A 24,582-nucleotide genomic window follows, 5' to 3' on the forward strand; every position below is an offset into this window, starting at 1 on the left:
CGGCATGAGCTTTGGGCAAGGGGGGCCCTCCTGGGGGCCGGTGGGGCCGGGGAACAACCAGACTCCGGACTGGGCGGCGCTGGCCGAGGCATCCGCGGCACGCGCCCGGCGCAGGAAGTGGCTGATGATCGGCGGAGGCGCGCTGGCCACCGCGGCCGTCGCCGCGATCGTGGCGACCGCGGTCATCATGACCAACAAGAGCGGCTCCGACGGCACCGACGGGAAGCGCGCGAGCGAGCTGCCCTCGGTGAGCGACCTGCCGAGCGAGACGGCCGAGCCCGAGCCGTCCTTCTCCTCGGTGGCCCCGCCGCCCCCGCCGGACCCGAAGGACTACATATCCGACGTGAAGAAGGACCGGCTGCCCGTCGGCGTCGACTCCTTCTTCCCCGGCACCAAACTCACCTCCGGCGACCGCGTCTACGCCAAGGGCGCCACGCACACCACCACCAAGTGCGCCACGACCACGCAGGGCGCGCTCGGCTCGATCCTCGTCGGCAACGGCTGCGACCAGGTCATCCGGGCCACGTACAGCCGTGACGGGGTGGCCGTCACCGTCGGCCTCGCGGTCTTCGAGACCGAGGCCCAGGCCAAGAAGGCCGCCCAGCAGGCCAGCGGCGGCATCGCGTCGCTCAGCGGCTCCGGGGTGCCGGTCTTCTGCCGCGCCGGTTCCGTCTGCCGCCGCACGGCCAACTCCTACGGCCGGTACGCCTACTTCGCGATCAGCGGCTTCACCAGCGGGAAGAACGTCACCAAGGCCGACAAGAACGTGTACGCCGTCGGCGACGACCTGACGAACTTCACCTTCCGGCAGATCCGCCACCGCGGCGAGGTCCAGGCCTCGGCGGCCGCCACCGCCCCCACCGGCTGACCGGCCGCCTCGCGCCCCGGGCGCCGAGGCACACGGACGCCGAGACGCGGATACGGAGGACCTGCTGCTGTGCGCCCCGCCTTCCCCCTCGCGTTCCTGCGCATCCTGCGCCACCGCGACGCGATCGGCGCCGACCTGGCGCCCGACGAGGCCGTGGTCGTGGACCCGCCGGACGCCCAGCTGCGCACCGCGCTCACGGCCGCGACGGCGGGCGACCACGCCCCGGCCCGGGAGCTGCTGGCCGCGACCCGGACGCACGCCCAGTGGGAGCGCAGGGACGCCTGCGTGAGCCGGCTGGCCCGGACCGCGCTCCATCACGACGGCTGGCTGGACACCTGGCTGACCGAGGCGCCCGACGACCCGGACGCCGTCCTCGTGCTGGCCGACCTCCAGCTCCACCAGGCGTGGAAGATACGGACGGGCGCCCGCGCCAAGGACGTCGAGCGCGACCAGTTCCAGGCGTTCTTCGCCCTCCTCACGGACGCCGTGCCGGTGATCGGGAGAGCCGCCGAGCTCAACCCCGACGACCCCGTCCCCTGGCGCATCGCCCTCACCCACGCCCGCGGCATCCAGGCGCCGCGCGAGGTGTTCGACCTGTATCTCGACGAGGCCGAGGACCGCGACCCGCACCACTTCGGCTGCCACGAGCAGGCCCTCCAGTACGTCTGCGCCAAGTGGTACGGCTCGCACGAGGAGATGTTCGCGTACGCGGAGCGGGTCGCGGCGTCCGCCCCGCCCGGCTCGCAGCTCCACGCCCTGCCGCTGCGGGCCGCGCTGGAGTACCGGCTGTCCGAGGAGGACGAGCCCGAGGGCCCCGACCCGTACGGCCCCCGGGTCGCCGCGGCACTCACCCGCGCCCTGGCGCTCTCCGAGACCTACGGCCCGGGCGACCGCGAGGCGGCCGGCTTCCGCAACGAGCTGGCCCTGATGCTGATCATGGCGGACCGGCCGGCCGACGCGCTGGAGGTGTTCCGCGCCATCGGCGTCCACGCCACCGAGTCCCCGTGGGACCGGATCGGCGACCCCCGCGCCGAGTTCCTCGAAGCCCGCTCGGACGTCCGGCTCGACCTCGCCTCACGCGTCCCGTTCTTCGGCGGCCCGCCCGAGCAGCCCGCCGCCGCCCCGGACTGGGCGGAGCTGGTCCCGCGCGCGGTCGCGATCGTGCCCGCTCCCCCGGCCGAGGTCGCCCAGGCCGCCCTGATCTGCGGCTTCTCCCTGCGTACGGCACCGGCGGGCGACGGCTACAGCTATGTGGAAGTGGTCCCCGAGGCCACCCGCGGCCGGCGCTCGATGCTGCTCCCCGAGGAGCCCCTGACGGCGGCGGCGGAGACCTTCACGACCGGCGAGAGCTGGCCCGCCCTGGTCCTGCACCGCACCCCGGAGCGCAGCAGCGTCACCGCGCTGCACCAGGGCCGCCGGATCGTGACGCACACCTGGGACACCGAGGCCCCCGTCCCCGGCCACACCGAGGCCCGGGCCGTCGCCGGGGAGCTGGCGTACCTCTACCGGCTGGCGGACCCGCGCCCCCTGGTCCATCTGCTGCGCGCCACCGGCGACCCGGCCCGGCACCAGGGCGACCTGGTCACCGCCCTCGGCCTGCCACCGGTCCCGCCGGGCTTCGGCGGGGACACCCAGATCCTCGACGCGCTGCCCGGAGCACGGGTCATGGCCCGGCGCTCCATCCTGGCGGGGATGCGCGACACGATGCGGGCCAGCCCCGGCAGCCACCCGCCCGCCCCGCAGGACGACGCCCCGCGCACGGCCCGCTGGTGGCTGACCCGCGCGGCCACGCTGGCGGTCCTGTCGACGGCGTCGGTCCTCGCCTGGTCGAGCCCGCACATCGGCTGGTTCCGCGCCACGCTGCTGAGCGTCGCCGCGCTGTACCCGGCGGGCGCCCTCGCGGCAGCGCTCCGCCGCCGCGCACGCGCCGCGCCCTGACCGTCCCTCAGCAGCAGCCGGCGCCCGGCAGCGTCCGCACATTGCGGGCCTCCACCGCACGGGCGGCCAGCAACGCGTCGGCCGGGTAGGCGACTTCCTCCAGCGTCAGCCCGTGCGGGCGCACCACGTGCACCCCCGGGTCCCGCACCCCGGCCGCCAGCACCTCGGCCGGCCACGGGTCCGGGCGCCGCCCGTCGCCCACGAACAGCATCGAACCCACCAGCGCCCGCACCATGTTGTGGCAGAACGCGTCGGCCTGGACGGTCCCGGTGATGATCCCGGACGCCTCGTCCCGTACCCAGCTCAGCTTCTGCAGCGTGCGGATGGTCGTGGCACCCTCGCGCTTCTTGCAGTACGCGGCGAAGTCGTGCTCCCCCGTCATGCGCGCCGCCGCCGCGTTCATCGCCGCCACGTCCAACGGCCGGTCGTGCCACAGGACATGACCCCGCACCAGCGGGTCCACCCCGCCCGGCCGGTCCGCCACCCGGTACGCGTACCGGCGCCACAGCGCGGAGAAACGGGCGTTGAACCCGGCGGGCGCCTCCGCGATCCGCCACACCCGTACGTCCGGCGCCATCCGCCCGGCCATCCGCCGCAGCAGCTTCTCGGCGTGCTCGGCCCACACCCCGGCCGGCAGATCCACATGCGCGACCTGGCCGCGCGCGTGCACCCCGGCGTCGGTGCGCCCGGCCACGGTCAGGTCGTAGGTCCGGCCGGAGCGGGTCACGGTCCGCAGCGCGTCCTCGATCTCCCCCTGCACCGTCCGCCGGGCGGTCTGCTTCGCCCAGCCCGAGAAGTCCTTGCCGTCGTACGCCAGGTCCAGCCGCAGCCGTACGAACCCGGGCTCCACCACGTCACTCACCAGCGAATCCTCTCAAGATCCCTGCACAGCGAAACGGGCCCGCACCGCCCCGAGGGGTGATGCGGGCCCGTCCAGAGGTCTCAGAACGCTCAGGCGTCCTTGGACTCCTCGTCGGCCTCGGCCGGCTTGGCGTCCTCGACGGACTCGACCGGGGTCTCGTCCTTCTTGAGGGCGTCTTCCTTGACCGCACGCTTCGTGGCGGCCTCGGCCTCACCGGTGGCGGCCTGCGCCACGGTCAGGGCCTCGACCAGCTCGATGACGGCCATCGGGGCGTTGTCGCCACGACGGTTGCCGATCTTGGTGATGCGGGTGTAACCACCGGGGCGGTTCTCGTACCGCGGGGCGATCTCGGTGAAGAGCGTGTGCACGATGCCCTTGTCCGTGATCGACTGCAGCACCAGGCGACGGTTGTGGATGTCGCCCTTCTTCGCCTTGGTGATGAAACGCTCGGCGACCGGACGCAGGCGACGGGCCTTGGCCTCGGTCGTGGTGATGCGGCCGTGCTCGAACAGCGACTTCGCGAGGTTGTTGAGAAGAAGCTTCTCGTGCGCAGCGCTGCCGCCCAGACGGGCACCCTTGGCGGGCTGAGGCATGGTTTTCTCCTTGTGTGCTGCACCGGCCGTATCAGGTACCGGTGTCAGTTCCCGCGCGGCGGTCGCCACACGGAAGTCTTACGAGCCTGACGGCTGTCATCGGACCTCGGCCCGACATTCCAGCCCGTCCTGCGATTGAGGACAGAGCCTCTGCCCGGTCCGGGGCACGCATCAGACACACGCACCCCGGCCGGAGGCGACTCAGTACTGCTCGGTCTCCACGAAACCGGCGTCCGCGTCGTCGTCCGCACCGAACGCGTCGGCTGCGGCGGTCGGGTCGAAGCCGGGAGGCGAGTCCTTCAGCGCCAGGCCCATACCGGCCAGCTTCGCCTTGACCTCGTCGATCGACTTCGCACCGAAGTTGCGGATGTCGAGCAGGTCCGCCTCGGAGCGGGCCACGAGCTCGCCCACCGAGTGGATGCCCTCGCGCTTGAGGCAGTTGTACGAGCGGACCGTGAGCTCCAGCTCCTCGATCGGCAGCGCCAGATCGGCGGCGAGCGCGGCGTCCGTCGGGGACGGGCCCATGTCGATGCCCTCGGCGTCGATGTTGAGCTCGCGCGCCAGACCGAACAGCTCGACCAGGGTCTTGCCGGCCGACGCCATGGCGTCACGGGGACGCATGGCCTGCTTGGTCTCGACGTCGACGATCAGCTTGTCGAAGTCGGTGCGCTGCTCGACACGGGTCGCCTCGACCTTGTACGTGACCTTGAGCACCGGCGAGTAGATGGAGTCGACCGGGATCCGGCCGATCTCCTGGCCCACCTGCTTGTTCTGGACGGCGGAGACGTAGCCGCGACCGCGCTCGACGGTCAGCTCCATCTCCAGCTTGCCCTTGCCGTTCAGCGTGGCCAGGACGAGGTCCGGGTTGTGCACCTCGACACCGGCCGGCGGGGCGATGTCGGCGGCGGTGACCAGGCCGGGACCCTGCTTGCGCAGGTACATCACGACCGGCTCGTCGTGCTCCGAGGAGACGACCAGCTGCTTGATGTTGAGGATGAGGTCGGTGACGTCCTCCTTGACGCCCGGCACGGTGGTGAACTCGTGCAGGACACCGTCGATGCGGATGCTGGTGACAGCGGCACCCGGGATCGAGGAGAGGAGCGTGCGGCGGAGCGAGTTGCCGAGGGTGTAGCCGAAGCCCGGCTCCAGCGGCTCGATGACGAACCGGGAGCGGAACTCGTCGACGACCTCTTCGGTCAGCGACGGACGCTGAGCGATAAGCATGCTGTGATCCTTCAGTCGTGGGCACCCACTATTTGATGCCCGACAGATGTAACAAGGGTACGGGCGGTACGCCTCCGAAGAGGTGTACCGCCCGGACCCGGCGCTACTGACGCACGGCCGTCACCGGCCGTAGCGGGTCAGACGCGACGGCGCTTCGGCGGACGGCAGCCGTTGTGCGGCGTCGGGGTGACGTCCTGGATCGAACCGACCTCGAGGCCCGTGGCCTGGAGGGAGCGGATCGCGGTCTCGCGGCCGGAGCCCGGACCCTTGACGAAGACGTCGACCTTGCGCATGCCGTGCTCCTGCGCGCGGCGGGCGGCCGACTCGGCGGCCATCTGCGCGGCGAAGGGGGTGGACTTGCGCGAGCCCTTGAAGCCGACGTGGCCGGCGGAGGCCCAGGAGATCACGTTGCCCGAGGGGTCCGTGATCGAGACGATGGTGTTGTTGAACGTGCTCTTGATGTGCGCGTGGCCGTGAGCGACGTTCTTCTTTTCCTTGCGACGCACCTTCTTGGCTGCGCCCTGACGACCCTTGGGGGGCATGTCTTGACTCCAGATGGAGAGGGGAGGTGATCGGTCCTACAGCGAAGACCGCTGGATGCTGCGGAGGTCCGGGAACCGGACGCTCGCAGTGCGTCCGCTGAGGACTACTTCTTGCCCGGCTTCTTCTTACCGGCGATCGCGCGACGCGGACCCTTGCGGGTACGGGCGTTGGTGCTGGTGCGCTGGCCGTGGACCGGCAGACCGCGACGGTGGCGGATGCCCTGGTAGCAGCCGATCTCGACCTTGCGGCGGATGTCGGCCTGGATCTCGCGGCGGAGGTCACCCTCGGTGCGAAGGTTGGCGTCCACGTACTCGCGGATCTTGACCAGGTCCTCTTCGGCCAGGTCACGAACGCGGGTGTTCGGGTTCACGCCGGTGGTGGCGAGGATCTCCTTGGACCGGGTGCGCCCGATACCGAAGACGTAGGTGAGGGCAACCTCCACGCGCTTTTCGCGCGGGATGTCAACACCTGAAACGCGTGCCATTCAATGGCTCCAGTTGTTATTTCGGGGGTCTTCCGCAGTACCACTCCCGACCGCCGACCTCTCGCTGGGAGAGGTGGTACGCCCGGGTCCCCGGCCCCCGCCGGAGGTGTCGTCAGCCGTGGCTTGGACGGGCACTGCGTATGTACGTTTACGTGCGTCGCGCGAAGTACTGCGAGATGCAGGGGGTCGTGCGTCAGCCCTGGCGCTGCTTGTGGCGCAGGTTGTCGCAGATGACCATGACCCGACCGTGACGGCGGATCACCTTGCACTTGTCGCAGATCTTCTTGACGCTCGGCTTGACCTTCATGGGATGTCAGGTTCTCCGGGTCAGTGCCAGCACCCCGCCGCAGCGGGATGTGGGCAAGATCTACTTGTAGCGGTAGACGATCCGGCCACGCGTCAGGTCGTACGGAGAGAGCTCCACGACGACCCGGTCGTCCGGGAGGATTCGGATGTAGTGCATCCGCATCTTGCCGGAGATGTGCGCGAGGACCTTGTGACCGTTCTGGAGTTCCACCTTGAACATGGCGTTCGGGAGGGACTCGATCACGGTGCCCTCAATTTCGATGGCACCTTGCTTCTTGGCCACGCTTCGCCTTTCGAATCGGCTACCTTGATCGACTCTCGTCCGCCGTATGCGGACACACGGATGCACGAGAGCCGACGAGTCAGTCTACGTCAGCGGACTCCAAAAGACGAATCCGTCAAGTTTGCCCACCGCGGGAGATCCTTAGACCTCGCGGCGGCGTCCAATCACCCCAGCGGGTCGGGCGCCGCCTCCACGCCGTACTGGGCCAGCTTCTCGCGGCCGCAGTCCGGGGCGGTGAGGACCAGCGGCCCCTGCTCCGTCAGGGCGATCGAGTGCTCCCAGTGCGAGGACCAGGTGCCGTCGGTGGTGATGACGGTCCACTCGTCCTGGAGCACCTCGGTACGGGCCGTGCCGAGGGACACCATCGGCTCGATGGCCAGGCACACGCCCGGGACCAGCTTGATGCCCTTGCCGCGCTTGCGGGAGACGTAGTTCAGCAGATGCGGGTCCATGTGCATCTCGGTGCCGATGCCGTGCCCGCCGTAGTCCTCGATGATCCCGTACTTGCCGGTCGCGGGGCGGGGCTGGCGGCGGATGTAGGACTCGATCGCCTTGGAGATGTCGAGGAGCCGGTTGTTCACCTTCATCGCGGCGATGCCGGCCCACATCGACTCCTCGGTCACCCGGGACAGCTCGACGAGCTCCGGAGCGTGACCGGTGCCGACGAAGGCGGTGTACGCGGCGTCGCCGTGCCAGCCGTCGACGATGGCGCCGGCGTCGATGGAGATGATGTCCCCGTCCTTGAGGACCGTCTTGTCGTCCGGGATGCCGTGGACGACGACCTCGTTGACCGAGGTGCAGATCGTCGCGGGGAACCCGCCGTACCCCAGGAAGTTCGACTTCGCCCCGTGGTCGGCGATCACCTTGCGGGCGACCTGGTCCAGGTCCCGCGTCGTGGCGCCGGGCACCGCCGCCTCACGGGTGGCCGCGTGAATGGCAGCGACCACCAGCCCCGCCTCACGCATCTTCGCGATCTGCTCGGGGGTCTTGATCTGCACCATTGCGCGGCGCCTTTCTGAGTACGGGGACGGGTGCGGCCTACTCCACGATACGGCCGCAAACAGTCGGCCGCGGCGCCCATGGACGCCGCGGCCGACTGCACTGCATGTACTACGGGTGTCTCTCTCAGCCCTCGTCGGACCGCAGAGCCTCCATCGCCCGCTCGGTCACGTCGGTGACCTTGCCGAGCGCGGAGATGGTGACCACCAGGTTCTGTGCCCTGTAGTAGTCGATGATCGGCTCGGTCTGCGTGTGGTAGACCTCGAGCCGGGTGCGGACCGTCTCTTCGCTGTCGTCGTCGCGCTGGTACAGCTCGCCGCCGCAGGTGTCGCAGACACCCTCGGTCTTCGGCGGGTTGTACGTCACGTGGAAGACGTGCGCGCTCTCGTTGCGGCAGATCCGGCGACCGGCGATCCGCTTCACGACCTCGTCCTCGGGGACCTCCAGGTCGAGCACCGCGTCCAGCTTTACGCCCTCGTCCTTGAGCATCACATCAAGGGCCTCGGCCTGTCCCACGTTGCGCGGGAAGCCGTCGAGCAGGAAGCCGTTGACCGCGTCCGGCTGGGACATGCGGTCCTTGGCCATCCCGATCGTGACCTCGTCCGGCACCAACTGCCCCGCGTCCATGAAGGCGCGGGCCTGCTTGCCAAGGTCGGTGCCCTGACTGATGTTGGCGCGGAAGAGGTCGCCCGTGGAGATGTGCGGAATCGACAGGTTCTTGGCAAGGTACGCAGCCTGCGTTCCCTTGCCGGCACCCGGCGGGCCGACGAGGACGATTCGCATCAGCGGAGGAACCCTTCGTAATTGCGCTGCTGGAGCTGACTCTCGATCTGCTTCACGGTCTCCAGACCCACACCCACGATGATGAGGATGCTCGTCCCGCCGAACGGGAAGTTCTGGTTAGCGCCACCGAAGCCTGCCAACGCCATCGTCGGCACCAGAGCGATCAGACCCAGGTACAGCGAGCCCGGCCAAGTGATCCTGTTGAGCACGTAGCTCAGGTACTCGGCAGTAGGTCGACCTGCCCGGATACCCGGGATGAAGCCACCATACTTCTTCATGTTGTCGGCGACTTCCTCGGGGTTGAACGAAATCGCCACATAGAAGAAGGCGAAGAAGACGATCAACAGGAAGTACGCGGTGATGTAGTACGGGTGGTCGCCCTTGACGAAGTGGTCCTTGATCCAGGTCGCCCAGCCCGCAGTGGAGTTGGAGAACTGGACGATCAGGGCCGGGATGTAGAGCAGCGAAGAAGCGAAGATGACGGGAATCACACCCGCCTGGTTCACCTTCAGCGGGATGTAGGTGGACGTACCACCGTACGAACGGCGCCCGATCATGCGCTTCGCGTACTGCACCGGGATGCGGCGCTGGGCCTGCTCGACGAAGACGACGAGGGCCACCATCACGAAGCCGATCAGGATGACCGTGCCGAACTCGATCCAGCCGTCCGCCAGCTTGCCGCTGGTCTTGATGGCCCACAGGGCGCCGGGGAAGCTGGCCGCGATCGAGATGAACATCAGGATCGACATGCCGTTGCCGATGCCGCGGTCGGTGATGAGCTCACCGAGCCACATGACGGCGGCGGTGCCGGCGGTCATCGTGGTGACCATCACGATGGTCGTGAAGATCGAGTGGTTCGGAACGATCTGGTCGGCGACGGGGCAGCCGCTGAACAGCGCGCCGCTGGTGGCCGTGGCCACCAGGCCGGTGCCCTGCAGGATGGCGAGTGCGACGGTCAGATAACGCGTGTACTGCGTGATCTTGGCCTGGCCGGACTGCCCCTCCTTCTTGAGCGCCTCTAGTCGGGGAATCACCACGGTCAGCAGCTGAAGAATGATGCTGGCCGTGATGTACGGCATGATGCCGAGCGCGAAGATCGTGATCTGCAGCAGTGCACCACCGCTGAACATGTTCACCAGGCCGAAGAGGCTGTTGTTGCCCTTGCTTGCCTGATCAACACAGGTCTGGACGTTCTCGTAGCTCACTCCCGGAACCGGGATGTGCGCCCCGAGCCGGTAGAGCACGATGATGCCGAGCGTGAAGAACAGCTTCTTGCGCAGGTCGGGCGTCTTGAACGCCCGGGCGAACGCGGTGAGCACGGTGCCTCCTGCGACCCCCGCGCAATGCGTAGAGGTGACGGTCTTGAGGATCGACGAATACGTAACAGTCAAAGGTCCCCGGACGCATGCGCCCAGGGGTTACCACAGCAACGGACGCCACCTTACCGGCGTACATGCCCCCCTAGGAACGACCAACCGGGGATGCCCCATATGAGAGGGCATCCCCGGTCGGATGTTCAGTCCACCGAACTGTCCGAGTTGTCTCAGACGAGCTCAGTGACGGTGCCGCCGGCGGCGGCAATCTTCTCCTTGGCGGAGCCGGAGACGGCGTCAACCGAAACCTGCAGCGCCACGGAGATCTCGCCCTGTCCGAGGACCTTGACGAGGTGGTTGTTGCGCACAGCGCCCTTGGCGACCAGGTCGGCCACCGTGACCTCTCCACCCTCGGGGTAGAGCGTCGCGAGCTTGTCCAGGTTCACGACCTGGTACTCGGTGCGGAACGGGTTCTTGAAGCCCTTGAGCTTCGGGAGACGCATGTGGAGGGGCATCTGCCCACCCTCGAAGCGCTCCGGAACCTGGTAACGGGCCTTGGTGCCCTTGGTACCACGACCAGCGGTCTTACCCTTGGACGCCTCACCACGACCCACACGGGTCTTGGCGGTCTTGGCACCCGGGGCAGGCCGGAGGTCATGCGCCTTCAGCGGCTTGTTCTCCGCCATGTCAGTCGACCTCCTCAACCGTCACGAGGTGGCGGACGGTGTGCACCATGCCGCGGAACTCGGGGCGGTCCTCCTTGACAACCACGTCGTGCAGGCGCTTGAGCCCGAGCGAACGAAGGGTGTCGCGGTGGTTCTGCTTGCTGCCGATGTACGACTTCGTCTGCGTGATCTTGAGACGGGCCATTACGCACCCGCTCCCGCACGCGCACGGAGCAGAGCCGCGGGGGCGACGTCCTCGAGGGGCAGACCGCGGCGGGCCGCGATCTCCTCGGGACGCTGCAGGCCCTGGAGGGCCGCCACGGTCGCGTGCACGATGTTGATCGGGTTCGAAGAACCGAGCGACTTCGACAGGATGTCGTGGACGCCGGCGCACTCGAGAACCGCGCGCACCGGGCCACCGGCGATCACACCGGTACCGGGGGAAGCGGGCTTGAGCAGAACGACGCCCGCAGCCTTCTCGCCCTGGATCGGGTGAGGGATGGTGCCCTGGATACGCGGAACCTTGAAGAAGTTCTTCTTGGCCTCTTCAACGCCCTTGGCGATGGCCGCGGGAACTTCCTTGGCCTTGCCGTATCCGACACCGACGGTGCCGTCACCATCGCCCACCACGACCAGCGCGGTGAAGCTGAAGCGACGACCACCCTTCACAACCTTGGCGACACGGTTGATCGCGACGACGCGCTCGACGTACGCGGTCTTCTCGGCGGCAGCTGCGCCGCCGTCACGGCCCTTCCGGTCCCGCCGCTCGCCGCCACCGGCACCGCTTCCGCGGCGCTGGGGTCCAGCCATTGGATTTACCTCTCTCTGTTACGTCCGCTGTGCGTAGGAACCGGGGCTTAGAACTTCAGCCCGGCTTCACGGGCGGCGTCAGCCAGAGCGGCAATCCGCCCGGCGTACTGGTTACCACCGCGGTCAAACACGACGGCCTCGACGCCTGCGGCCTTGGCACGCTCGGCGACCAGGGCGCCGACCTGCTTGGCCTGGCTGCTCTTGTCGCCCTCGCCACCACGGATGGAGACGTCCAGGGTCGACGCCGACGCGAGCGTGTGGCCCGCGATGTCGTCGATGACCTGAGCCACCATGTGGCGGTTGGAACGCGTCACAACCAAGCGCGGACGCTCCGGCGAACCGGAGATGTGCTTGCGGACGCGGATGTGGCGACGCTTGAGAGCGGCACGCTTGTACGCGTCGCCCTTGGCGATCTTTACGCCGTATGCCATCGCTACTTACCAGCCTTTCCGACCTTGCGGCGGATGACCTCGCCGGCGTACTTGACGCCCTTGGCCTTGTACGGGTCAGGCTTCCGCAGCTTGCGGATCTTGGCCGCGGTCTCGCCGACCTTCTGCTTGTCGATGCCCTCGACGGTGAACTTCGTGGGGGACTCCACCTTGAAGGTGATGCCCTCCGGGGCCTCGATCAGGATCGGGTGGCTGTAGCCCAGGGCGAACTCCAGGTTGGAGCCCTTCGCCTGGACGCGGTAACCGACACCACTGATCTCGAGCGCCTTGATGTATCCCGTGGTCACGCCGGTGATCATGTTCGCCACCAGCGTGCGGGACAGGCCGTGAAGGGCCTTGTTCTGACGCTCGTCGTTCGGGCGGGCGACGTTCAGGACGCCGTCCTCACCCTTGGTGACCTCGATCGGCGCGGCAACGGTGTGCGAGAGGGTGCCCTTGGGGCCCTTCACCGCGACCGTACGGCCATCGATGGTGACGTCCACACCGGCGGGAACCTGGATGGGGAGCTTGCCGATTCGCGACATGAGCTATTCCTCCGTTCCCGACTACCAGACGTAGGCGAGGACTTCCCCACCTACGCCCTTCTTGCTGGCCTGCTGGCCGGTCAGGAGACCGTGGGACGTGGAGATGATCGCCACGCCCAGGCCGCCGAGGACCTTCGGCAGGTTGGTGGACTTTGCGTATACACGCAGACCCGGCTTCGAGATTCGCTTGATGCCGGCGATCGAGCGCTCGCGGTTCGGGCCGAACTTCAGCTCGAGGACGAGGTTCTTGCCGACCTCGGCGTCCTCGACCTTCCAGCCGGTGATGAAGCCCTCCTGCTGGAGGATCTCCGCGATGTGCGACTTGATCTTGCTGTGCGGCATCGTGACGTCGTCGTGATACGCCGAGTTCGCGTTACGCAGACGCGTGAGCATGTCTGCGATGGGATCAGTCATGGTCATGAGTTGGCCTTCGGCCTCTCTCGCCGGGGTTTCCTGTATGCGCCATCCCTCTCCCCACTCAGAGGTGGGACGGGTGCGGTGCGGGGACCTACGGCGTAGTAAGTCGGTCTTGGGCGGCAGGCGCCCAACCCTGCAAGCCTACGGCATGCGGGGACGGGCTCCTGCCGACCAGATGCTTACCGAGAGTCTCCGGTGATTCCCAACGCCCAGAGGGCGAGGAGGAATTACCAGGAGCTCTTGGTCACGCCCGGCAGCTCGCCACGGTGAGCCATCTCACGAAGGCACACGCGGCACAGGCCGAACTTGCGGTAGACGGAGTGGGGCCGGCCGCAGCGCTGGCAGCGGGTGTACCCGCGAACGCCGAACTTCGGCTTACGGGCGGCCTTAGCGATCAGAGCCTTCTTCGCCACGGTCAGTTCTCCTTGAACGGGAAGCCGAGGTGACGAAGGAGGGCACGACCCTCGTCGTCATTGGTCGCCGTGGTGACCACGGTGATGTCCATGCCCCGGACCCGGTCGATCTTGTCCTGGTCGATCTCGTGGAACATGACCTGCTCCGTGAGACCGAAGGTGTAGTTGCCACGGCCGTCGAACTGCTTGGGCGACAGGCCACGGAAGTCACGGATACGCGGCAGCGCGAGCGACAGCGTACGGTCCAGGAACTCCCACATGCGGTCACCGCGGAGGGTGACGTGGCAGCCGATCGGCTGCCCCTCGCGCAGCTTGAACTGCGCGATCGACTTGCGGGCCTTGGTGACGGCCGGCTTCTGACCGGTGATCGTGGTGAGGTCGCGCACGGCGCCATCGATCAGCTTGGAGTCGCGGGCGGCGTCGCCCACACCCATGTTGACCACGATCTTGACCAGACCGGGGATCTGCATGACGTTCTCGTAGGAGAACTCCTCACGCAGCTTGCCGGCGATTTCCTCGCGGTAGCGCGTCTTCAGACGCGGCGCGGTGGTGGTAGTCATCAGATGTCCTCACCGGTGCGCTTGGCAACGCGGATCTTGTTGCCCTCGTCGTCAAAGCGGTAGCCGACGCGAGTAACGACCTTCTTGCCGTCCTTCTCAACAACCAGCTGCACGTTGCTGACGTGGACGGGCGCCTCGGTCGTCACAATGCCACCGGTCTGCGAACCGCGAGCGGTCTGACCGGCCTTCGTGTGCTTCTTGACCCGGTTGACACCCTCGACGAGGACGCGGTCCTGAGCGGGGTAGGCCACGATGACCTTGCCCTGCTTGCCCTTGTCCTTACCGGTGATGACCTGAACCAGGTCGCCCTTCTTGATCTTCATGCTTACAGCACCTCCGGCGCGAGCGAGATGATCTTCATGAACTTCTTCTCGCGCAGCTCACGGCCCACCGGGCCGAAGATACGGGTGCCGCGGGGGTCGCCGTCGTTCTTCAGAATGACGGCGGCGTTCTCGTCGAAGCGGATGTACGAGCCATCCTGACGACGACGCTCCTTGACGGTGCGAACGATGACGGCCTTGACGACGTCACCCTTCTTCACGTTGCCACCGGGGATCGCGTCCTTGACGGTGGCGACGATGACGTCACCGATGCCCGCGTAGCGGCGACCCGAGCCACCGAGAACACGGATGGTGAGAATTTCCTTCGCACCCGTGTTGTCGGCGACACGCAGTCGCGACTCCTGCTGGATCACGTCTATCTCCTGATCGTCTGCCGGTTCCCGGCGGGGGCCGCCCCGTTTCCGGAGCGGACCCCGCCGAGCCTGGCGGAACCTGCCTGAGGGGAATGCCCCTCAGGAATTACTTGGCCTTCTCGAGGATCTCGACGATGCGCCACCGCTTCGTGGCGGACAGCGGCCGGGTCTCCATCAGGAGGACGCGGTCGCCGACGCCGGCGGCGTTCTGCTCGTCGTGTGCCTTGAGCTTGTTCGTACGGCGGATGACCTTGCCGTACAGCGCGTGCTTCACACGGTCCTCGACAGCGACGACGACGGTCTTGTCCATCTTGTCGCTGACGACCAGACCCTCACGGGTCTTGCGGAATCCGCGGTCGGTGTTCGTCTCAGTCACAGTCTTCTCGCTCATCAGGCGCTCTCCACCGTCTCGATGCCCAGCTCGCGCTCGCGCATCAGGGTGTAGATCCGGGCGATGTCCTTACGGACGGACTTGAGCCGGCCGTGGTTCTCGAGCTGGCCCGTCGCCGCCTGGAAGCGGAGATTGAACAGCTCTTCCTTGGCCTCGCGGAGCTTGTTGAGGAGCTCCTCGTTGCCCAGCTCGCGCAGCTCGGACGCCTTGGTACCGGCCGACATCACGACTCACCTGCCTCGCGCCGAACGATCCGGCACTTCATCGGAAGCTTGTGAGCAGCGCGGGTGAGCGCCTCACGAGCAATCTTCTCGTTCGGGTAGGACAGCTCGAACATCACCCGACCCGGCTTGACGTTCGCGATCCACCACTCGGGAGAACCCTTACCGGAACCCATGCGGGTCTCGGCCGGCTTCTTCGTCAGGGGACGGTCCGGGTAGATGTTGATCCAGACCTTGCCGCCACGCTTGATGTGACGGGTCATCGCGATACGAGCGGACTCGATCTGACGGTTCGTCACGTACGCCGGGGTCAGCGCCTGGATGCCGTACTCGCCGAACGCAACCTGCGTGCCACCCTTGGACATACCGCTGCGCTTCGGGTGGTGCTGCTTGCGGTGCTTGACCCTACGGGGGATCAGCATTTCGGTCAGGCCTCCGTTCCGGTGCTCTCAGCAGCCGGAGCAGCGGCGGGCGCCTCGGCCTTGGGGGCCTCGGCGGCCGGAGCCGACTGCTGCGGCTTGCGGCCGCGGCCGCCACGCTCGCCACCGCGGCCACCGCGGCCGGCCGGACGGTCAGCGCCGCCACGGGCCGGGCGGTTGCCCGCACGGGCAGCAGCGTTCTCGGCGCGGACCTCGGCGATGTTCTTGACGTCGCCCTTGTAGATCCAGACCTTCACGCCGATGCGGCCGAAGGTCGTCTTGGCCTCGAAGAAGCCGTAGTCGACGTTCGCACGGAGGGTGTGCAGGGGCACACGGCCCTCGCGGTAGAACTCCGAGCGGGACATCTCGGCGCCGCCGAGGCGGCCACCGCACTGGATCTTGATGCCCTTGGCGCCGGCCTTCATCGAGCTCTGCATGCTCTTGCGCATCGCACGACGGAAGGAGACGCGGGAGGAGAGCTGCTCGGCGACGGCCTGGGCCACCAGCTGAGCGTCCACCTCGGGGTTCTTGACCTCGAGGATGTTCAGCTGGACCTGCTTGCCGGTCAGCTTCTCCAGCTCGCCACGGATTCGGTCGGCCTCGGCGCCGCGGCGGCCGATGACGATGCCCGGGCGGGCGGTGTGGATGTCAACGCGGACGCGGTCGCGGGTGCGCTCGATCTCCACCTTGGAGATGCCGGCCCGCTCCATGCCCTTCGTCATCATGCGACGAATGGCGACGTCTTCCTTGACGTAGTCCTTGTACAGCTTGTCGGCGTACCAACGGGACTTGAAGTCCGTGGTGATGCCGAGCCGGAACCCGTGCGGGTTTACCTTCTGGCCCATTACCGGGTTCCTTCCTTGCTGCTGACGACCACGGTGATGTGGCTGGTCCGCTTACGGATCCGGTAGGCACGGCCCTGAGCACGCGGACGGAACCGCTTCAGGGTCGGGCCCTCGTCCACATACGCCTCGCTGATGACCAGCGAAGAGGCGTCGGTGTGGTCGTAGTTGTGTGCAGCGTTGGCGATGGCGCTGTCCAGCACCTTGCCAACCGGCACGCTCGCGGCCTGCGGGGCGAAACGCAGGACCGCCTGAGCCTCCGTGGCATCCATGCCACGGATGAGGTCCACCACTCGGCGGGCCTTCATGGGCGTGACGCGGATGTACCGCGCCTGGGCCCTGGCTTCCATGGTTGTCCCTTCGGTGTAAGTCATAGTCGTTTCCACCCCGCGGTTAGCGGCGCTTCGACTTCCGGTCGTCCTTGACGTGGCCGCGGAAGGTGCGAGTCGGCGAGAACTCGCCGAGCTTGTGGCCGACCATCGACTCGGTGACGAACACCGGGACGTGGATCTTGCCGTTGTGCACCGCGATGGTGTGACCCAGCATGGCCGGGACGATCATCGAGCGACGGGACCAGGTCTTGATGACGTTCTTGGTGCCTGCCTCGTTCTGTACGTCCACCTTCTTGATGAGGTGGCCGTCGACGAAGGGCCCCTTCTTGAGACTGCGCGGCATCTAAACCCGCTCCTAGCGCTTCTTGTTCGTCTTGCGGCGGCGGACGATGTACTTGCTCGATGCCTTCTTCGGCGAGCGAGTACGACCCTCCTTCTGACCCCACGGCGAGACCGGGTGGCGACCACCGGAGGTCTTGCCCTCACCACCACCGTGCGGGTGGTCAACCGGGTTCATCGCGACACCGCGGACGGACGGGCGAACGCCCTTCCAGCGCATGCGGCCGGCCTTGCCCCAGTTGATGTTCGACTGCTCGGCGTTGCCGACCTCACCGATCGTCGCGCGGCAGCGCGCGTCGACCAGGCGGATCTCACCCGACGGCATACGAAGGTGGGCCATGGTGCCCTCCTTCGCCAGCAGCTGCACGGAGGCACCCGCGGAACGGGCGAACTTCGCGCCGCCGCCGGGCCGCAGCTCGATGGCGTGGATGGTCGTACCGACCGGGATGTTGCGCAGCGCCAGGTTGTTGCCGGGCTTGATGTCGGCGGCCGGGCCGTTCTCGACACGGTCGCCCTGCGTCAGGCCACGCGGCGCGATGATGTAGCGCTTCTCGCCGTCCGCGTAGTGCAGCAGCGCGATGCGCGCGGTGCGGTTCGGGTCGTACTCGATGTGCGCGACCTTGGCCGGCACGCCGTCCTTGTCGTGACGACGGAAGTCGATCACGCGGTAGGCGCGCTTGTGTCCACCACCCTGGTGGCGAACGGTCACACGACCGGTGTTGTTACGGCCGCCCTTGCTGTGCAGGGGGCGGACCAGCGACTTCTCCGGCGTGGACCGCGTGATCTCGACAAAGTCGGCGACGCTGGAGCCACGACGGCCCGGGGTCGTCGGCTTGTACTTGCGGATACCCATTATCTCTCAGTCCTCGGAAGATTTCCGGATCCTGGACGTCTCGACTCTCCGTTAGGAGGTCGGGCCGCCGAAGATGTCGATACGGTCGCCCTCAGCGAGGGTCACGATGGCGCGCTTGGTGTCAGCGCGCTTGCCGAAACCGGTCTTGGTGCGCTTGCGCTTACCCTGACGGTTGATCGTGTTGACCCCGGTGACCTTGACCGAGAAGACCGCTTCCACGGCCTGCTTGATCTGGGTCTTGTTGGAGCCGGGCGCGACGATGAACGTGTACTTGTTCTCGTCGAGCAGCGCGTAGCTCTTCTCCGAAACAACCGGCTTGACGAGAACGTCACGCGGGTCGGAGTAGGTCTTGCTGGTAACGGTCGCCTCGCTCATCAGGCGTCGCTCCCTTCGGTCTCAGCGGTCTGGGGGCCAGACACGAAGGACTCGAAGGCGGCCTGGGTGAAGACCACGTCGTCAGAGACGATCACGTCGTACGTGTTCAGCTGGCCCGGCTCCAGGATGTGCACCTGGGGCAGGTTGCGTGCGGAGAGCCACGCGGCCTCGTCGTTGCGGTCGACGACCAGGAGCACGTTCTTGCGCTCCGAGATCTTGCCGAACAGCGACTTGGCGGCCTTCGTGGAGACTCCACCCTCGACCACGCCGGTGACGACGTGGATGCGGGAGTGACGCGCCCGGTCGGAGAGGGCACCACGCAGGGCGGCGGCCTTCATCTTCTTGGGGGTGCGCTGCGAGTAGTCACGCGGCTGCGGGCCGTGGACGACGCCACCGCCGACGAACTGCGGCGCGCGGGTCGAACCCTGGCGCGCGCGGCCGGTGCCCTTCTGGCGGTACGGCTTGCGCCCACCACCACGGACCTCGCCGCGGGTCTTGGTCTTGTGCGTGCCCTGACGGGCAGCTGCCAGCTGTGCGACAACGACCTGGTGGATCAGCGGAACGCTGGTCTTCGCGTCGAAGATCTCCGCGGGGAGCTCGACGGTACCGGCCTTGTCGCCTGCCGGCGAAAGGATGTCAATGGTGCTCATTACCTCAAGCCCCCTTGGCCGCGGTACGGACCAGGACGAGGCCGCCATTCGGACCGGGGACTGCGCCCTTGATGAGGAGCAGACCCTTCTCCGCGTCAACCGCGTGGATGGTCAGGTTCTGGGTGGTGACGCGCTCGTTACCCATCCGGCCGGCCATGCGCATGCCCTTGAAGACACGCCCAGGGGTGGCGCAGCCACCGATCGAACCGGGGGAACGGTGCTTGCGCTGGACGCCGTGGCCGGCGCCGAGGCCCTTGAAGTTGTGACGCTTCATGACACCGGCGAAGCCCTTGCCCTTGCTCTTGCCCGTGACGTCAACCTTGACGCCGGACTCGAACACCTGGGCGGTGATCTCCTGGCCCAGCGTGTACTCGCTGGCGTCAGGGGTGCGCAGCTCCACCAGGTGGCGGCGCGGGGTCACGTCGGCCTTGGCGAAGTGGCCCTTGAGAGGCTTGTTCACCTTGCGCGGGTCGATCTCGCCGAAGGCGATCTGGACCGACTCGTAGCCGTCGCTGTCGTTCGTACGAACCTGCGTCACGACGCACGGCCCGGCCTTGACGACGGTCACCGGGACGACCCGGTTGTTCTCGTCCCAGACCTGGGTCATGCCGAGCTTCTCGCCCAGGACGCCCTTGATGTTCTTGCTCATCTCGGCCCGTCCCCTCAGAGCTTGATCTCGATGTCGACGCCCGCCGGCAGGTCGAGGCGCATCAGCGAGTCAACCGTCTTCGGCGTGGGGTCGAGGATGTCGATGAGGCGCTTGTGCGTGCGCATCTCGAAGTGCTCGCGAGAGTCCTTGTACTTGTGCGGCGACTTGATGACGCAGTACACGTTCTTCTCAGTGGGCAGCGGCACCGGGCCCGCGACCGACGCACCAGTGCGGGTCACCGTCTCGACGATCTTCTTCGCCGAGGAGTCGATGACCTCGTGGTCGTAGGCCTTGAGCCGGATGCGGATCTTCTGTCCCGCCATGGCTACTAGTAGTCCTGTCTCTCGTAACGCTCTGGAACCCGGGGGTTCGGTAACTCCACCTCCGACCCACGCGGTCGGGCGTGTCGCATCCCCTCTACGAAGATCTCCCGAAGGATTTCCCAACCAAGGGGGTGCGGGCCCGAGGTCCGCGATGCCGGGGGTGAAACCCCACCGGGTGCCTGGCCGGTGCCCCACTTACGCTTCCCGAAAGATTCCCGTACGTCCGGCCCACATGGGGCCGACGAGTACTGTGGGACTCGCTTCCGGTCCTCCCGGCGGGAGGCGCGCAGCATTGACACTCAACCGAGCAACCTGGTCAGTGTGCCATACGGGGCACGAGCCTGGCCAATCGGGCGGAGGATCTTACCCCCCGCGGGTGGATGGTCAAACGCGGGCACGCGCCGGCCCCCTCCCCGCGGCCGCTCCCACCGCGATATTCGGTCGAGGGACAGGTGTTCCCACCCCTACAGTGACCGGCCGGGCACGGCATCGTCACGGGGGCACAGATCATGCGTACGCACTATCCGCGGACCCCGCATCTGCCCTGGTCACCCGGGGCCACCTCGGACGACGTACGGCTGACGGACCTCGCCGGGCTGACCGGCGCGCAGGTCGTCGTCACCGAGAAGCTGGACGGCGAGAACACCACGCTGTACGCCGACGGGCTGCACGCCCGCTCCCTGGACTCCGCCCACCACCCCTCCCGCACCTGGGTCAAGGCCCTCCAGGCACGCATCGGCCCCCGCATCCCGGTGGGCCGGCGCATCTGCGGCGAGAACATGTTCGCCCGCCACTCCCTCGCGTACGAGGACCTCGCGAGCCACTTCTACGGCTTCTCCGTCTGGGACGGCGACCACTGCCTGGACTGGGACAGCACCGTGGCGTTCCTGCGGGACCTGGGCATCCCCACCCCGCCCGTGCTGTGGCGCGGGGTGTTCGACGCCCGCGCCGAGAAGGCCCTGCGCGCGCTGAGGCCGGACACGGGACGGCAGGAGGGATACGTCGTACGGCCCGTCGAGGGCTTCCCGGCCGCCGCGTTCGGACGGCGGGTCGCGAAGTGGGTGCGGCCCGGACACGTGACGACGGACACGCACTGGATGCACGCCGACGTGGTGGAGAACGGGCTCGGACCGGCCGCCGCGCTCTGGGCCGTGCGCTCCGGCGCCCCCGTCGACCCCGGGGCCCTCGCCGCCGCCGCCTCGGCCGGACCGGGCGACGCGTCCGCCGCCCGCGCGGCCGGCGACGCCCTGGACGCACTGGGCCGTACGGGCGACGACCGGCTGGCCGGAGTGCTCGCCGCCCTGCTGCACCGCACCCGGCGGACCGCCCTGGCCCCCGCGCTCGCCGGACCGCTCGGCATGCCGCTCGCCCGGCGGATCGCGGACCTCGTCGGGCTGTACCCCGCGCTGCACCGCCCCTACCCGGACGAGCAGCGGCACAGCGGGCTCGCGGGCATGGCACCCGCCGCCGATCTGACCGTTCTGCACGCGCTGGCCGGCGCCCTGGCCGCCACCCCCGAGGCCCGCGAACAGGTGGAGTGGTCGGCGCTGCACGCCCAGGAGGTGCGCGAGCCGGCCGGGCTGTGCGCGGCCTTCGCCGGGCTGGAGCCGGACGCCGCCGACCGCTGTCTGGCCCAGGCCCGCGAGGCGTACGCGCGAGGCGGCATCAGCACGGCGGAGGAGGCCGTCGCCGCGACCTGGCGGTGGCGCTCCGGCGCCTTCCCGCGCCTCGTCCATCTGGTCGGCCCCTCGGGCAGCGGGAAGAGCACCTTCGCCCGCGGGCTGCCCGGCGTCGCCACGTACGTCTCCCTCGACGAACTGCGGCTGGCCCGCGGCTCGCGCGCCGACCAGCACGCCAACGGGGACGTCCTGCGCGAGGGGCTCGACCGGCTGGACGCCGCGCTCGTGCCCGGCGCCACCGTCGTCTGGGACGCCACCTCGCTCAACCCGCACCAGCGCTCCCTGGTCCACGCCGTCGCCCGGCGCAGGGACGCCCTGGTCACCCACGCCGTGGCGTGGATCGGCGAGGACGAGCTGACCGCCCGCAACGGCCGGCGCGAGCACCCCGTGCCCCCGCCGGTGCTGGCCTCCCAGCTGCACCGGTTCGTACCGCCGTACCCCGGCCAGGCGCACCGCACCTGGTACATCGGCACCAGTGGAACCGTGGAGGACCGGGCCTGATGCGGACGAGCGAGGAGATCTACCACCGGGTCCGCTGGGACGCCCGCTTCGACCCGGCGCGCTTCGTGCTGGGCGTCGCCCAGCGCGGCCGCGACCCCAAGCGGGTGCCGCTGGACCGGTTCACCCCCGGCGGGGACATCCCCTGGCACCGCGTGCTGTTCTTCGAGGCGGACGGCGAGGTGGTGTGGGACCGCGCCACCGGCACCGACCGCATCGACGCGACGGACGCGGGCCGCATCCGCACCCCGCGGCATCTGCCCGCCCCCTACTTCACCTCCCGCGCCCCGCACGCCTTCTCCCCGGCCACCGGCGCCTGGGAACCCGCGCCCGCCGGGCCGCCCGGCCCGTCCGCCGCGCTGACCGTGCTCACCTGGAACACCCTCTGGGACCGGTACGACAGCGACCGCATCGACACCCCCCGGCGCAGGCCCCTGCTGCTCGACGCCCTGCGCGCGGCCGACGCGGACGTCATCGCGCTCCAGGAGGCCGAGCCCGCGCTGCTCGACCTGCTGCTGGGCTGCGCCTGGGTGCGCGACGGATACGTCCTGGCCACCGAGCCCTCCGGCCACGACATCCCGGACCACGGACTGCTGCTGCTCAGCCGGCTGCCCGTACGGGAGGCGGGGCTGCACGCCTTCGGCCCGCACAAAGCGGTGGCCGCGGCCGTCCTGGAGAGCGCCGAGGGCCCCGTCACGGTGGCCGTGACCCATCTCAGCAGCGACCACTCCCCCGAGGGCGCCACCCGCCGCGACACCGAACTCGCCGATCTGGCCGCGGGGTTGGCGGCCGTCGAGGGCGAACTGCTGCTCGTCGGCGACTTCAACGACGGCGGCGGCCTGCCCGGGGCCCGGCTCGCGATGACCGACGCCTGGAGCGAGGTGCACGGCCCCGCCGACCGCACCCCCACCTTCGACCCGTCCGTGAACCCCCTGGCCGCCGTCTCCTCGCTGTCCGGCCGCGTCTCCCGGCTGGACCGGGTCCTGCTGCGCACGGAGAGGCTGCGCGCCCGCACCGCGACCCTGACCGGCGACACCCCGGACCCGACGGGCCTGTACGTCTCCGACCACTACGGCGTACGCGTGGAGCTGGGCCCGCCCCTTCCCGCACCCGCAGCGGCGAAGAAACGGACCGCCGCTTTCCCGGACGCAGCCCTCCCCGACCCCGCCCTCCCCGATGACGAGAGCCTCGCGGCACGCGTCGCCGCCGCCCTCCCCGGCTCCCAGGTCCACATCGCCGGCTCCCGTCGGATGGGCTGCGCACTGCCCGACGCCGATCTGGACCTGGTGGCCGCGCTGCCGGGCGCCGCCGGCCCGGCCGGGCTGCGGCAGCTCCTGGCCGCCGCGTTCCCCGGCGCCCAGGAGCTGCGCGAGGTCACGGGCGCCCGGGTGCCCGGCCTGCGCTGGCACCTGGACGGGCTCCGCATCGACCTGGTCACCGTGGCGACCGGCGCCCTGTCCCCCGCCGACGCGGTGGCCCGCCGCACCGAACTGGGCGAGGCGGCCGCCGTCGCGCTGAGCGCGGTCAGCGACGCCGACGCGGTGCTCGCGACGGCCGGGCCCCACCGGGAGGCCTTCACCGCCCTCGCCCGGGACGTCAAGGCATGGGCGCGGGCGCGGGGCCTCGACTCCGCACCCTGCGGCGGACTGCCCGGACTGGCCTGGGCCGTCCTCGCGGCCCGTACCGCGCACGCGGCCGGCGGCCTGCCGCCGCTCGCCCTGCTCCGGCACTTCTTCGCGACCTGGGCGGCATGGGACTGGCGCCTCCCCGTGCCGCACGGGACGGGGACCGCCGCCCCCGTCACCGTGCTCACGCCGTCCGCCCCCGTCCGCTCCTGCACCACCCAGGTCTCCCCCGCCGGCCGCGATCTCCTCACCGCCGAGCTCTTCCGCGCCTGGGAGATCCTGGAGGCGGCCCCGGACGGCACCGACCCCCGTACCGCGCTGGCCGCACCGCCCTCCCTCGCCGAGCAGCAACCGGCCTGGGCCCTCGCCTCCGCACGCCCCGGCCCGGACCAGGACCGGCTGCGCGGCCGGCTCCTGGCCCTGGCCGCCGCCCTCGCCGACGCCGGCGCCCCGGACGCGCGCGTCTGGCCGCGCCCGCTCACGGCCGGCGCGCTGACGGGGTACGCGATCGGGCTCGGCACCACCCCGCCCGACGCCCACCGGCTGGCCGAGATCGGCCGTGAACTGCTGCGCGGCCTCCCGGACGCGGCCCTCGCCCCGGTCGCACCGTCCGCTCTCCGGTCGTCCGGGGACCCCGCGTTCGCGCTCTGACAGACTC

Annotated in this window: 35 protein-coding genes; 4 read left to right on the forward strand and 31 right to left on the reverse strand. The window is 69.1% G+C overall.

The genetic code is table 11. From position 1 onward, the window contains the following. Nucleotides 1-4 precede the first annotated feature (4 nt). Complete coding sequence (locus tag RLT58_RS14230; RefSeq protein ID WP_311310769.1) at nucleotides 5-868, forward strand: hypothetical protein; 864 nt, start codon at nucleotides 5-7, stop codon at nucleotides 866-868. Between the two features lie 69 nt (nucleotides 869-937). Then, on the forward strand, nucleotides 938-2,806 hold the full coding sequence (locus RLT58_RS14235) for a hypothetical protein (protein WP_311310770.1): 1,869 nt from the start codon (nucleotides 938-940) through the stop codon (nucleotides 2,804-2,806). Nucleotides 2,807-2,813: 7 nt separating this feature from the next. Here the strand turns inward: RLT58_RS14235 and truA are convergent, their stop codons facing one another. From truA to rpsJ, 31 genes are all read right to left on the reverse strand, one after another. Beyond that, nucleotides 2,814-3,668 (reverse strand): tRNA pseudouridine(38-40) synthase TruA, encoded by an 855-nt coding sequence (gene truA / locus RLT58_RS14240; RefSeq protein WP_311310771.1) that lies wholly within the window; start codon nucleotides 3,666-3,668, stop codon nucleotides 2,814-2,816. 89 nt (nucleotides 3,669-3,757) lie between these two features. Next, the gene (rplQ, locus tag RLT58_RS14245; protein ID WP_136328425.1) at nucleotides 3,758-4,261 is read right to left on the reverse strand and encodes a 50S ribosomal protein L17; all 504 of its coding nucleotides are present in this window, start codon (nucleotides 4,259-4,261) and stop codon (nucleotides 3,758-3,760) included. 201 nt (nucleotides 4,262-4,462) lie between these two features. Beyond that, a complete protein-coding gene (locus RLT58_RS14250) occupies nucleotides 4,463-5,485 on the reverse strand; it encodes a DNA-directed RNA polymerase subunit alpha (RefSeq protein ID WP_003966937.1) in 1,023 nt (340 codons plus the stop codon). A gap of 137 nt (nucleotides 5,486-5,622) precedes the next feature. Continuing rightward, nucleotides 5,623-6,027 carry a 30S ribosomal protein S11 gene (gene rpsK / locus RLT58_RS14255; RefSeq protein ID WP_003956432.1) on the reverse strand — a complete coding sequence of 135 codons (405 nt, stop codon included), beginning with the start codon at nucleotides 6,025-6,027 and terminating at the stop codon, nucleotides 5,623-5,625. A 104-nt stretch (nucleotides 6,028-6,131) separates the two neighbouring features. Continuing rightward, a complete protein-coding gene (gene rpsM / locus RLT58_RS14260; RefSeq protein ID WP_018490826.1) occupies nucleotides 6,132-6,512 on the reverse strand; it encodes a 30S ribosomal protein S13 in 381 nt (126 codons plus the stop codon). A 193-nt stretch (nucleotides 6,513-6,705) separates the two neighbouring features. Continuing rightward, on the reverse strand, nucleotides 6,706-6,819 hold the full coding sequence (rpmJ, locus tag RLT58_RS14265) for a 50S ribosomal protein L36 (RefSeq protein WP_003956441.1): 114 nt from the start codon (nucleotides 6,817-6,819) through the stop codon (nucleotides 6,706-6,708). Nucleotides 6,820-6,879: 60 nt separating this feature from the next. Then, nucleotides 6,880-7,101, reverse strand: coding sequence for a translation initiation factor IF-1 (infA, locus tag RLT58_RS14270; protein ID WP_003956442.1), 222 nt, complete (start codon nucleotides 7,099-7,101; stop codon nucleotides 6,880-6,882). 164 nt (nucleotides 7,102-7,265) lie between these two features. Continuing rightward, entirely contained in the window at nucleotides 7,266-8,102 is an 837-nt protein-coding gene (gene map, locus RLT58_RS14275; RefSeq protein ID WP_311310772.1) for a type I methionyl aminopeptidase, read from the reverse strand. Between the two features lie 124 nt (nucleotides 8,103-8,226). Continuing rightward, on the reverse strand, nucleotides 8,227-8,883 hold the full coding sequence (locus RLT58_RS14280; protein ID WP_311310773.1) for an adenylate kinase: 657 nt from the start codon (nucleotides 8,881-8,883) through the stop codon (nucleotides 8,227-8,229). After that, nucleotides 8,883-10,202, reverse strand: a complete 1,320-nt coding sequence (gene secY, locus RLT58_RS14285) for a preprotein translocase subunit SecY (RefSeq protein ID WP_311310774.1) — start codon at nucleotides 10,200-10,202, stop codon at nucleotides 8,883-8,885. The genes RLT58_RS14280 and secY overlap by 1 nt, the downstream gene beginning before the upstream one ends. Nucleotides 10,203-10,426: 224 nt before the next feature. After that, nucleotides 10,427-10,882: a 50S ribosomal protein L15 gene (rplO, locus tag RLT58_RS14290; protein WP_018550610.1), complete on the reverse strand. Its 456-nt coding sequence runs from the start codon at nucleotides 10,880-10,882 to the stop codon at nucleotides 10,427-10,429. Between the two features lies 1 nt (nucleotide 10,883). Next, entirely contained in the window at nucleotides 10,884-11,066 is a 183-nt protein-coding gene (rpmD, locus tag RLT58_RS14295; protein WP_018550611.1) for a 50S ribosomal protein L30, read from the reverse strand. Then, nucleotides 11,066-11,671, reverse strand: a complete 606-nt coding sequence (rpsE, locus tag RLT58_RS14300; protein ID WP_018101216.1) for a 30S ribosomal protein S5 — start codon at nucleotides 11,669-11,671, stop codon at nucleotides 11,066-11,068. The genes rpmD and rpsE overlap by 1 nt, the downstream gene beginning before the upstream one ends. Before the next feature lie 47 nt (nucleotides 11,672-11,718). After that, nucleotides 11,719-12,102, reverse strand: coding sequence for a 50S ribosomal protein L18 (gene rplR, locus RLT58_RS14305; protein ID WP_018550612.1), 384 nt, complete (start codon nucleotides 12,100-12,102; stop codon nucleotides 11,719-11,721). A gap of 2 nt (nucleotides 12,103-12,104) precedes the next feature. Beyond that, entirely contained in the window at nucleotides 12,105-12,644 is a 540-nt protein-coding gene (gene rplF / locus RLT58_RS14310) for a 50S ribosomal protein L6 (protein WP_311310775.1), read from the reverse strand. A gap of 21 nt (nucleotides 12,645-12,665) precedes the next feature. Further along, the gene (gene rpsH, locus RLT58_RS14315; RefSeq protein WP_018519291.1) at nucleotides 12,666-13,064 is read right to left on the reverse strand and encodes a 30S ribosomal protein S8; all 399 of its coding nucleotides are present in this window, start codon (nucleotides 13,062-13,064) and stop codon (nucleotides 12,666-12,668) included. 224 nt (nucleotides 13,065-13,288) lie between these two features. Continuing rightward, a complete protein-coding gene (locus RLT58_RS14320) occupies nucleotides 13,289-13,474 on the reverse strand; it encodes a type Z 30S ribosomal protein S14 (protein ID WP_003948630.1) in 186 nt (61 codons plus the stop codon). Between the two features lie 2 nt (nucleotides 13,475-13,476). Beyond that, nucleotides 13,477-14,034 carry a 50S ribosomal protein L5 gene (gene rplE, locus RLT58_RS14325; protein ID WP_018550615.1) on the reverse strand — a complete coding sequence of 186 codons (558 nt, stop codon included), beginning with the start codon at nucleotides 14,032-14,034 and terminating at the stop codon, nucleotides 13,477-13,479. Further along, the gene (rplX, locus tag RLT58_RS14330) at nucleotides 14,034-14,357 is read right to left on the reverse strand and encodes a 50S ribosomal protein L24 (protein WP_111337423.1); all 324 of its coding nucleotides are present in this window, start codon (nucleotides 14,355-14,357) and stop codon (nucleotides 14,034-14,036) included. Before rplX ends, rplE begins: the two co-directional genes overlap by 1 nt. Before the next feature lie 2 nt (nucleotides 14,358-14,359). Next, nucleotides 14,360-14,728, reverse strand: coding sequence for a 50S ribosomal protein L14 (gene rplN, locus RLT58_RS14335; RefSeq protein WP_003966950.1), 369 nt, complete (start codon nucleotides 14,726-14,728; stop codon nucleotides 14,360-14,362). A gap of 106 nt (nucleotides 14,729-14,834) precedes the next feature. Next, nucleotides 14,835-15,119 (reverse strand): 30S ribosomal protein S17, encoded by a 285-nt coding sequence (gene rpsQ, locus RLT58_RS14340; protein WP_073786784.1) that lies wholly within the window; start codon nucleotides 15,117-15,119, stop codon nucleotides 14,835-14,837. Then, nucleotides 15,119-15,343: a 50S ribosomal protein L29 gene (gene rpmC / locus RLT58_RS14345; RefSeq protein ID WP_015035581.1), complete on the reverse strand. Its 225-nt coding sequence runs from the start codon at nucleotides 15,341-15,343 to the stop codon at nucleotides 15,119-15,121. Before rpmC ends, rpsQ begins: the two co-directional genes overlap by 1 nt. After that, the gene (gene rplP / locus RLT58_RS14350; RefSeq protein WP_003966953.1) at nucleotides 15,343-15,762 is read right to left on the reverse strand and encodes a 50S ribosomal protein L16; all 420 of its coding nucleotides are present in this window, start codon (nucleotides 15,760-15,762) and stop codon (nucleotides 15,343-15,345) included. Before rplP ends, rpmC begins: the two co-directional genes overlap by 1 nt. Before the next feature lie 5 nt (nucleotides 15,763-15,767). Next, entirely contained in the window at nucleotides 15,768-16,604 is an 837-nt protein-coding gene (gene rpsC / locus RLT58_RS14355; RefSeq protein ID WP_266781663.1) for a 30S ribosomal protein S3, read from the reverse strand. Next, entirely contained in the window at nucleotides 16,604-16,951 is a 348-nt protein-coding gene (rplV, locus tag RLT58_RS14360; protein ID WP_004571827.1) for a 50S ribosomal protein L22, read from the reverse strand. The genes rpsC and rplV overlap by 1 nt, the downstream gene beginning before the upstream one ends. A gap of 43 nt (nucleotides 16,952-16,994) precedes the next feature. Beyond that, nucleotides 16,995-17,276, reverse strand: coding sequence for a 30S ribosomal protein S19 (gene rpsS / locus RLT58_RS14365; RefSeq protein ID WP_003966956.1), 282 nt, complete (start codon nucleotides 17,274-17,276; stop codon nucleotides 16,995-16,997). A 12-nt stretch (nucleotides 17,277-17,288) separates the two neighbouring features. Further along, a complete protein-coding gene (gene rplB / locus RLT58_RS14370) occupies nucleotides 17,289-18,125 on the reverse strand; it encodes a 50S ribosomal protein L2 (RefSeq protein WP_145765090.1) in 837 nt (278 codons plus the stop codon). 51 nt (nucleotides 18,126-18,176) lie between these two features. Beyond that, nucleotides 18,177-18,500, reverse strand: a complete 324-nt coding sequence (gene rplW, locus RLT58_RS14375) for a 50S ribosomal protein L23 (protein WP_014154589.1) — start codon at nucleotides 18,498-18,500, stop codon at nucleotides 18,177-18,179. Further along, on the reverse strand, nucleotides 18,500-19,150 hold the full coding sequence (rplD, locus tag RLT58_RS14380; RefSeq protein WP_018550621.1) for a 50S ribosomal protein L4: 651 nt from the start codon (nucleotides 19,148-19,150) through the stop codon (nucleotides 18,500-18,502). The genes rplW and rplD overlap by 1 nt, the downstream gene beginning before the upstream one ends. 4 nt (nucleotides 19,151-19,154) lie before the next feature. After that, nucleotides 19,155-19,799, reverse strand: a complete 645-nt coding sequence (gene rplC / locus RLT58_RS14385) for a 50S ribosomal protein L3 (RefSeq protein WP_136328436.1) — start codon at nucleotides 19,797-19,799, stop codon at nucleotides 19,155-19,157. A gap of 14 nt (nucleotides 19,800-19,813) precedes the next feature. Continuing rightward, a complete protein-coding gene (rpsJ, locus tag RLT58_RS14390) occupies nucleotides 19,814-20,122 on the reverse strand; it encodes a 30S ribosomal protein S10 (RefSeq protein ID WP_003948644.1) in 309 nt (102 codons plus the stop codon). 509 nt (nucleotides 20,123-20,631) lie between these two features. Between rpsJ and RLT58_RS14395 the strand changes: the two genes are divergently transcribed. Then, the gene (locus RLT58_RS14395; RefSeq protein ID WP_311310776.1) at nucleotides 20,632-22,302 is read left to right on the forward strand and encodes an RNA ligase family protein; all 1,671 of its coding nucleotides are present in this window, start codon (nucleotides 20,632-20,634) and stop codon (nucleotides 22,300-22,302) included. Then, nucleotides 22,302-24,575 carry a poly(A) polymerase gene (locus RLT58_RS14400; protein ID WP_311310777.1) on the forward strand — a complete coding sequence of 758 codons (2,274 nt, stop codon included), beginning with the start codon at nucleotides 22,302-22,304 and terminating at the stop codon, nucleotides 24,573-24,575. Before RLT58_RS14395 ends, RLT58_RS14400 begins: the two co-directional genes overlap by 1 nt. Nucleotides 24,576-24,582 lie beyond the last annotated feature (7 nt).

It is taken from the genome of Streptomyces sp. ITFR-16 (genome assembly GCF_031844705.1).
Classification (GTDB): domain Bacteria; phylum Actinomycetota; class Actinomycetes; order Streptomycetales; family Streptomycetaceae; genus Streptomyces.

What these genes read in the sequence shown, in the direction of transcription:
- rpsE (WP_018101216.1), bottom strand. Translation starts at nt 11,671, where the DNA reads ATGGCTGGACCCCAGCGCCGCGGAAGCGGTGCCGGTGGCGGCGAGCGG.
- rpmC (WP_015035581.1), bottom strand. Translation starts at nt 15,343, where the DNA reads ATGTCGGCCGGTACCAAGGCGTCCGAGCTGCGCGAGCTGGGCAACGAG.
- rpsJ (WP_003948644.1), bottom strand. Translation starts at nt 20,122, where the DNA reads ATGGCGGGACAGAAGATCCGCATCCGGCTCAAGGCCTACGACCACGAG.
- rplD (WP_018550621.1), bottom strand. Translation starts at nt 19,150, where the DNA reads ATGAGCACCATTGACATCCTTTCGCCGGCAGGCGACAAGGCCGGTACC.
- RLT58_RS14230 (WP_311310769.1), top strand. Translation starts at nt 5, where the DNA reads ATGAGCTTTGGGCAAGGGGGGCCCTCCTGGGGGCCGGTGGGGCCGGGG.
- rplO (WP_018550610.1), bottom strand. Translation starts at nt 10,882, where the DNA reads ATGGCGGAGAACAAGCCGCTGAAGGCGCATGACCTCCGGCCTGCCCCG.
- rplX (WP_111337423.1), bottom strand. Translation starts at nt 14,357, where the DNA reads ATGAAGATCAAGAAGGGCGACCTGGTTCAGGTCATCACCGGTAAGGAC.
- rplV (WP_004571827.1), bottom strand. Translation starts at nt 16,951, where the DNA reads ATGGAAGCCAGGGCCCAGGCGCGGTACATCCGCGTCACGCCCATGAAG.
- rplQ (WP_136328425.1), bottom strand. Translation starts at nt 4,261, where the DNA reads ATGCCTCAGCCCGCCAAGGGTGCCCGTCTGGGCGGCAGCGCTGCGCAC.
- rplC (WP_136328436.1), bottom strand. Translation starts at nt 19,799, where the DNA reads ATGAGCAAGAACATCAAGGGCGTCCTGGGCGAGAAGCTCGGCATGACC.
- rpsQ (WP_073786784.1), bottom strand. Translation starts at nt 15,119, where the DNA reads ATGAGCGAGAAGACTGTGACTGAGACGAACACCGACCGCGGATTCCGC.
- RLT58_RS14400 (WP_311310777.1), top strand. Translation starts at nt 22,302, where the DNA reads ATGCGGACGAGCGAGGAGATCTACCACCGGGTCCGCTGGGACGCCCGC.
- rplW (WP_014154589.1), bottom strand. Translation starts at nt 18,500, where the DNA reads ATGAGCGAGGCGACCGTTACCAGCAAGACCTACTCCGACCCGCGTGAC.
- rplE (WP_018550615.1), bottom strand. Translation starts at nt 14,034, where the DNA reads ATGACTACCACCACCGCGCCGCGTCTGAAGACGCGCTACCGCGAGGAA.
- rpmJ (WP_003956441.1), bottom strand. Translation starts at nt 6,819, where the DNA reads ATGAAGGTCAAGCCGAGCGTCAAGAAGATCTGCGACAAGTGCAAGGTG.
- RLT58_RS14395 (WP_311310776.1), top strand. Translation starts at nt 20,632, where the DNA reads ATGCGTACGCACTATCCGCGGACCCCGCATCTGCCCTGGTCACCCGGG.
- rplP (WP_003966953.1), bottom strand. Translation starts at nt 15,762, where the DNA reads ATGCTGATCCCCCGTAGGGTCAAGCACCGCAAGCAGCACCACCCGAAG.
- rplR (WP_018550612.1), bottom strand. Translation starts at nt 12,102, where the DNA reads ATGGCATACGGCGTAAAGATCGCCAAGGGCGACGCGTACAAGCGTGCC.
- RLT58_RS14280 (WP_311310773.1), bottom strand. Translation starts at nt 8,883, where the DNA reads ATGCGAATCGTCCTCGTCGGCCCGCCGGGTGCCGGCAAGGGAACGCAG.
- rpmD (WP_018550611.1), bottom strand. Translation starts at nt 11,066, where the DNA reads ATGGCCCGTCTCAAGATCACGCAGACGAAGTCGTACATCGGCAGCAAG.
- rplB (WP_145765090.1), bottom strand. Translation starts at nt 18,125, where the DNA reads ATGGGTATCCGCAAGTACAAGCCGACGACCCCGGGCCGTCGTGGCTCC.
- RLT58_RS14250 (WP_003966937.1), bottom strand. Translation starts at nt 5,485, where the DNA reads ATGCTTATCGCTCAGCGTCCGTCGCTGACCGAAGAGGTCGTCGACGAG.
- map (WP_311310772.1), bottom strand. Translation starts at nt 8,102, where the DNA reads ATGGTGCAGATCAAGACCCCCGAGCAGATCGCGAAGATGCGTGAGGCG.
- rpsH (WP_018519291.1), bottom strand. Translation starts at nt 13,064, where the DNA reads ATGACCATGACTGATCCCATCGCAGACATGCTCACGCGTCTGCGTAAC.
- rplF (WP_311310775.1), bottom strand. Translation starts at nt 12,644, where the DNA reads ATGTCGCGAATCGGCAAGCTCCCCATCCAGGTTCCCGCCGGTGTGGAC.
- rpsK (WP_003956432.1), bottom strand. Translation starts at nt 6,027, where the DNA reads ATGCCCCCCAAGGGTCGTCAGGGCGCAGCCAAGAAGGTGCGTCGCAAG.
- rpsS (WP_003966956.1), bottom strand. Translation starts at nt 17,276, where the DNA reads ATGCCGCGCAGTCTCAAGAAGGGGCCCTTCGTCGACGGCCACCTCATC.
- rpsM (WP_018490826.1), bottom strand. Translation starts at nt 6,512, where the DNA reads ATGGCACGCGTTTCAGGTGTTGACATCCCGCGCGAAAAGCGCGTGGAG.
- rpsC (WP_266781663.1), bottom strand. Translation starts at nt 16,604, where the DNA reads ATGGGCCAGAAGGTAAACCCGCACGGGTTCCGGCTCGGCATCACCACG.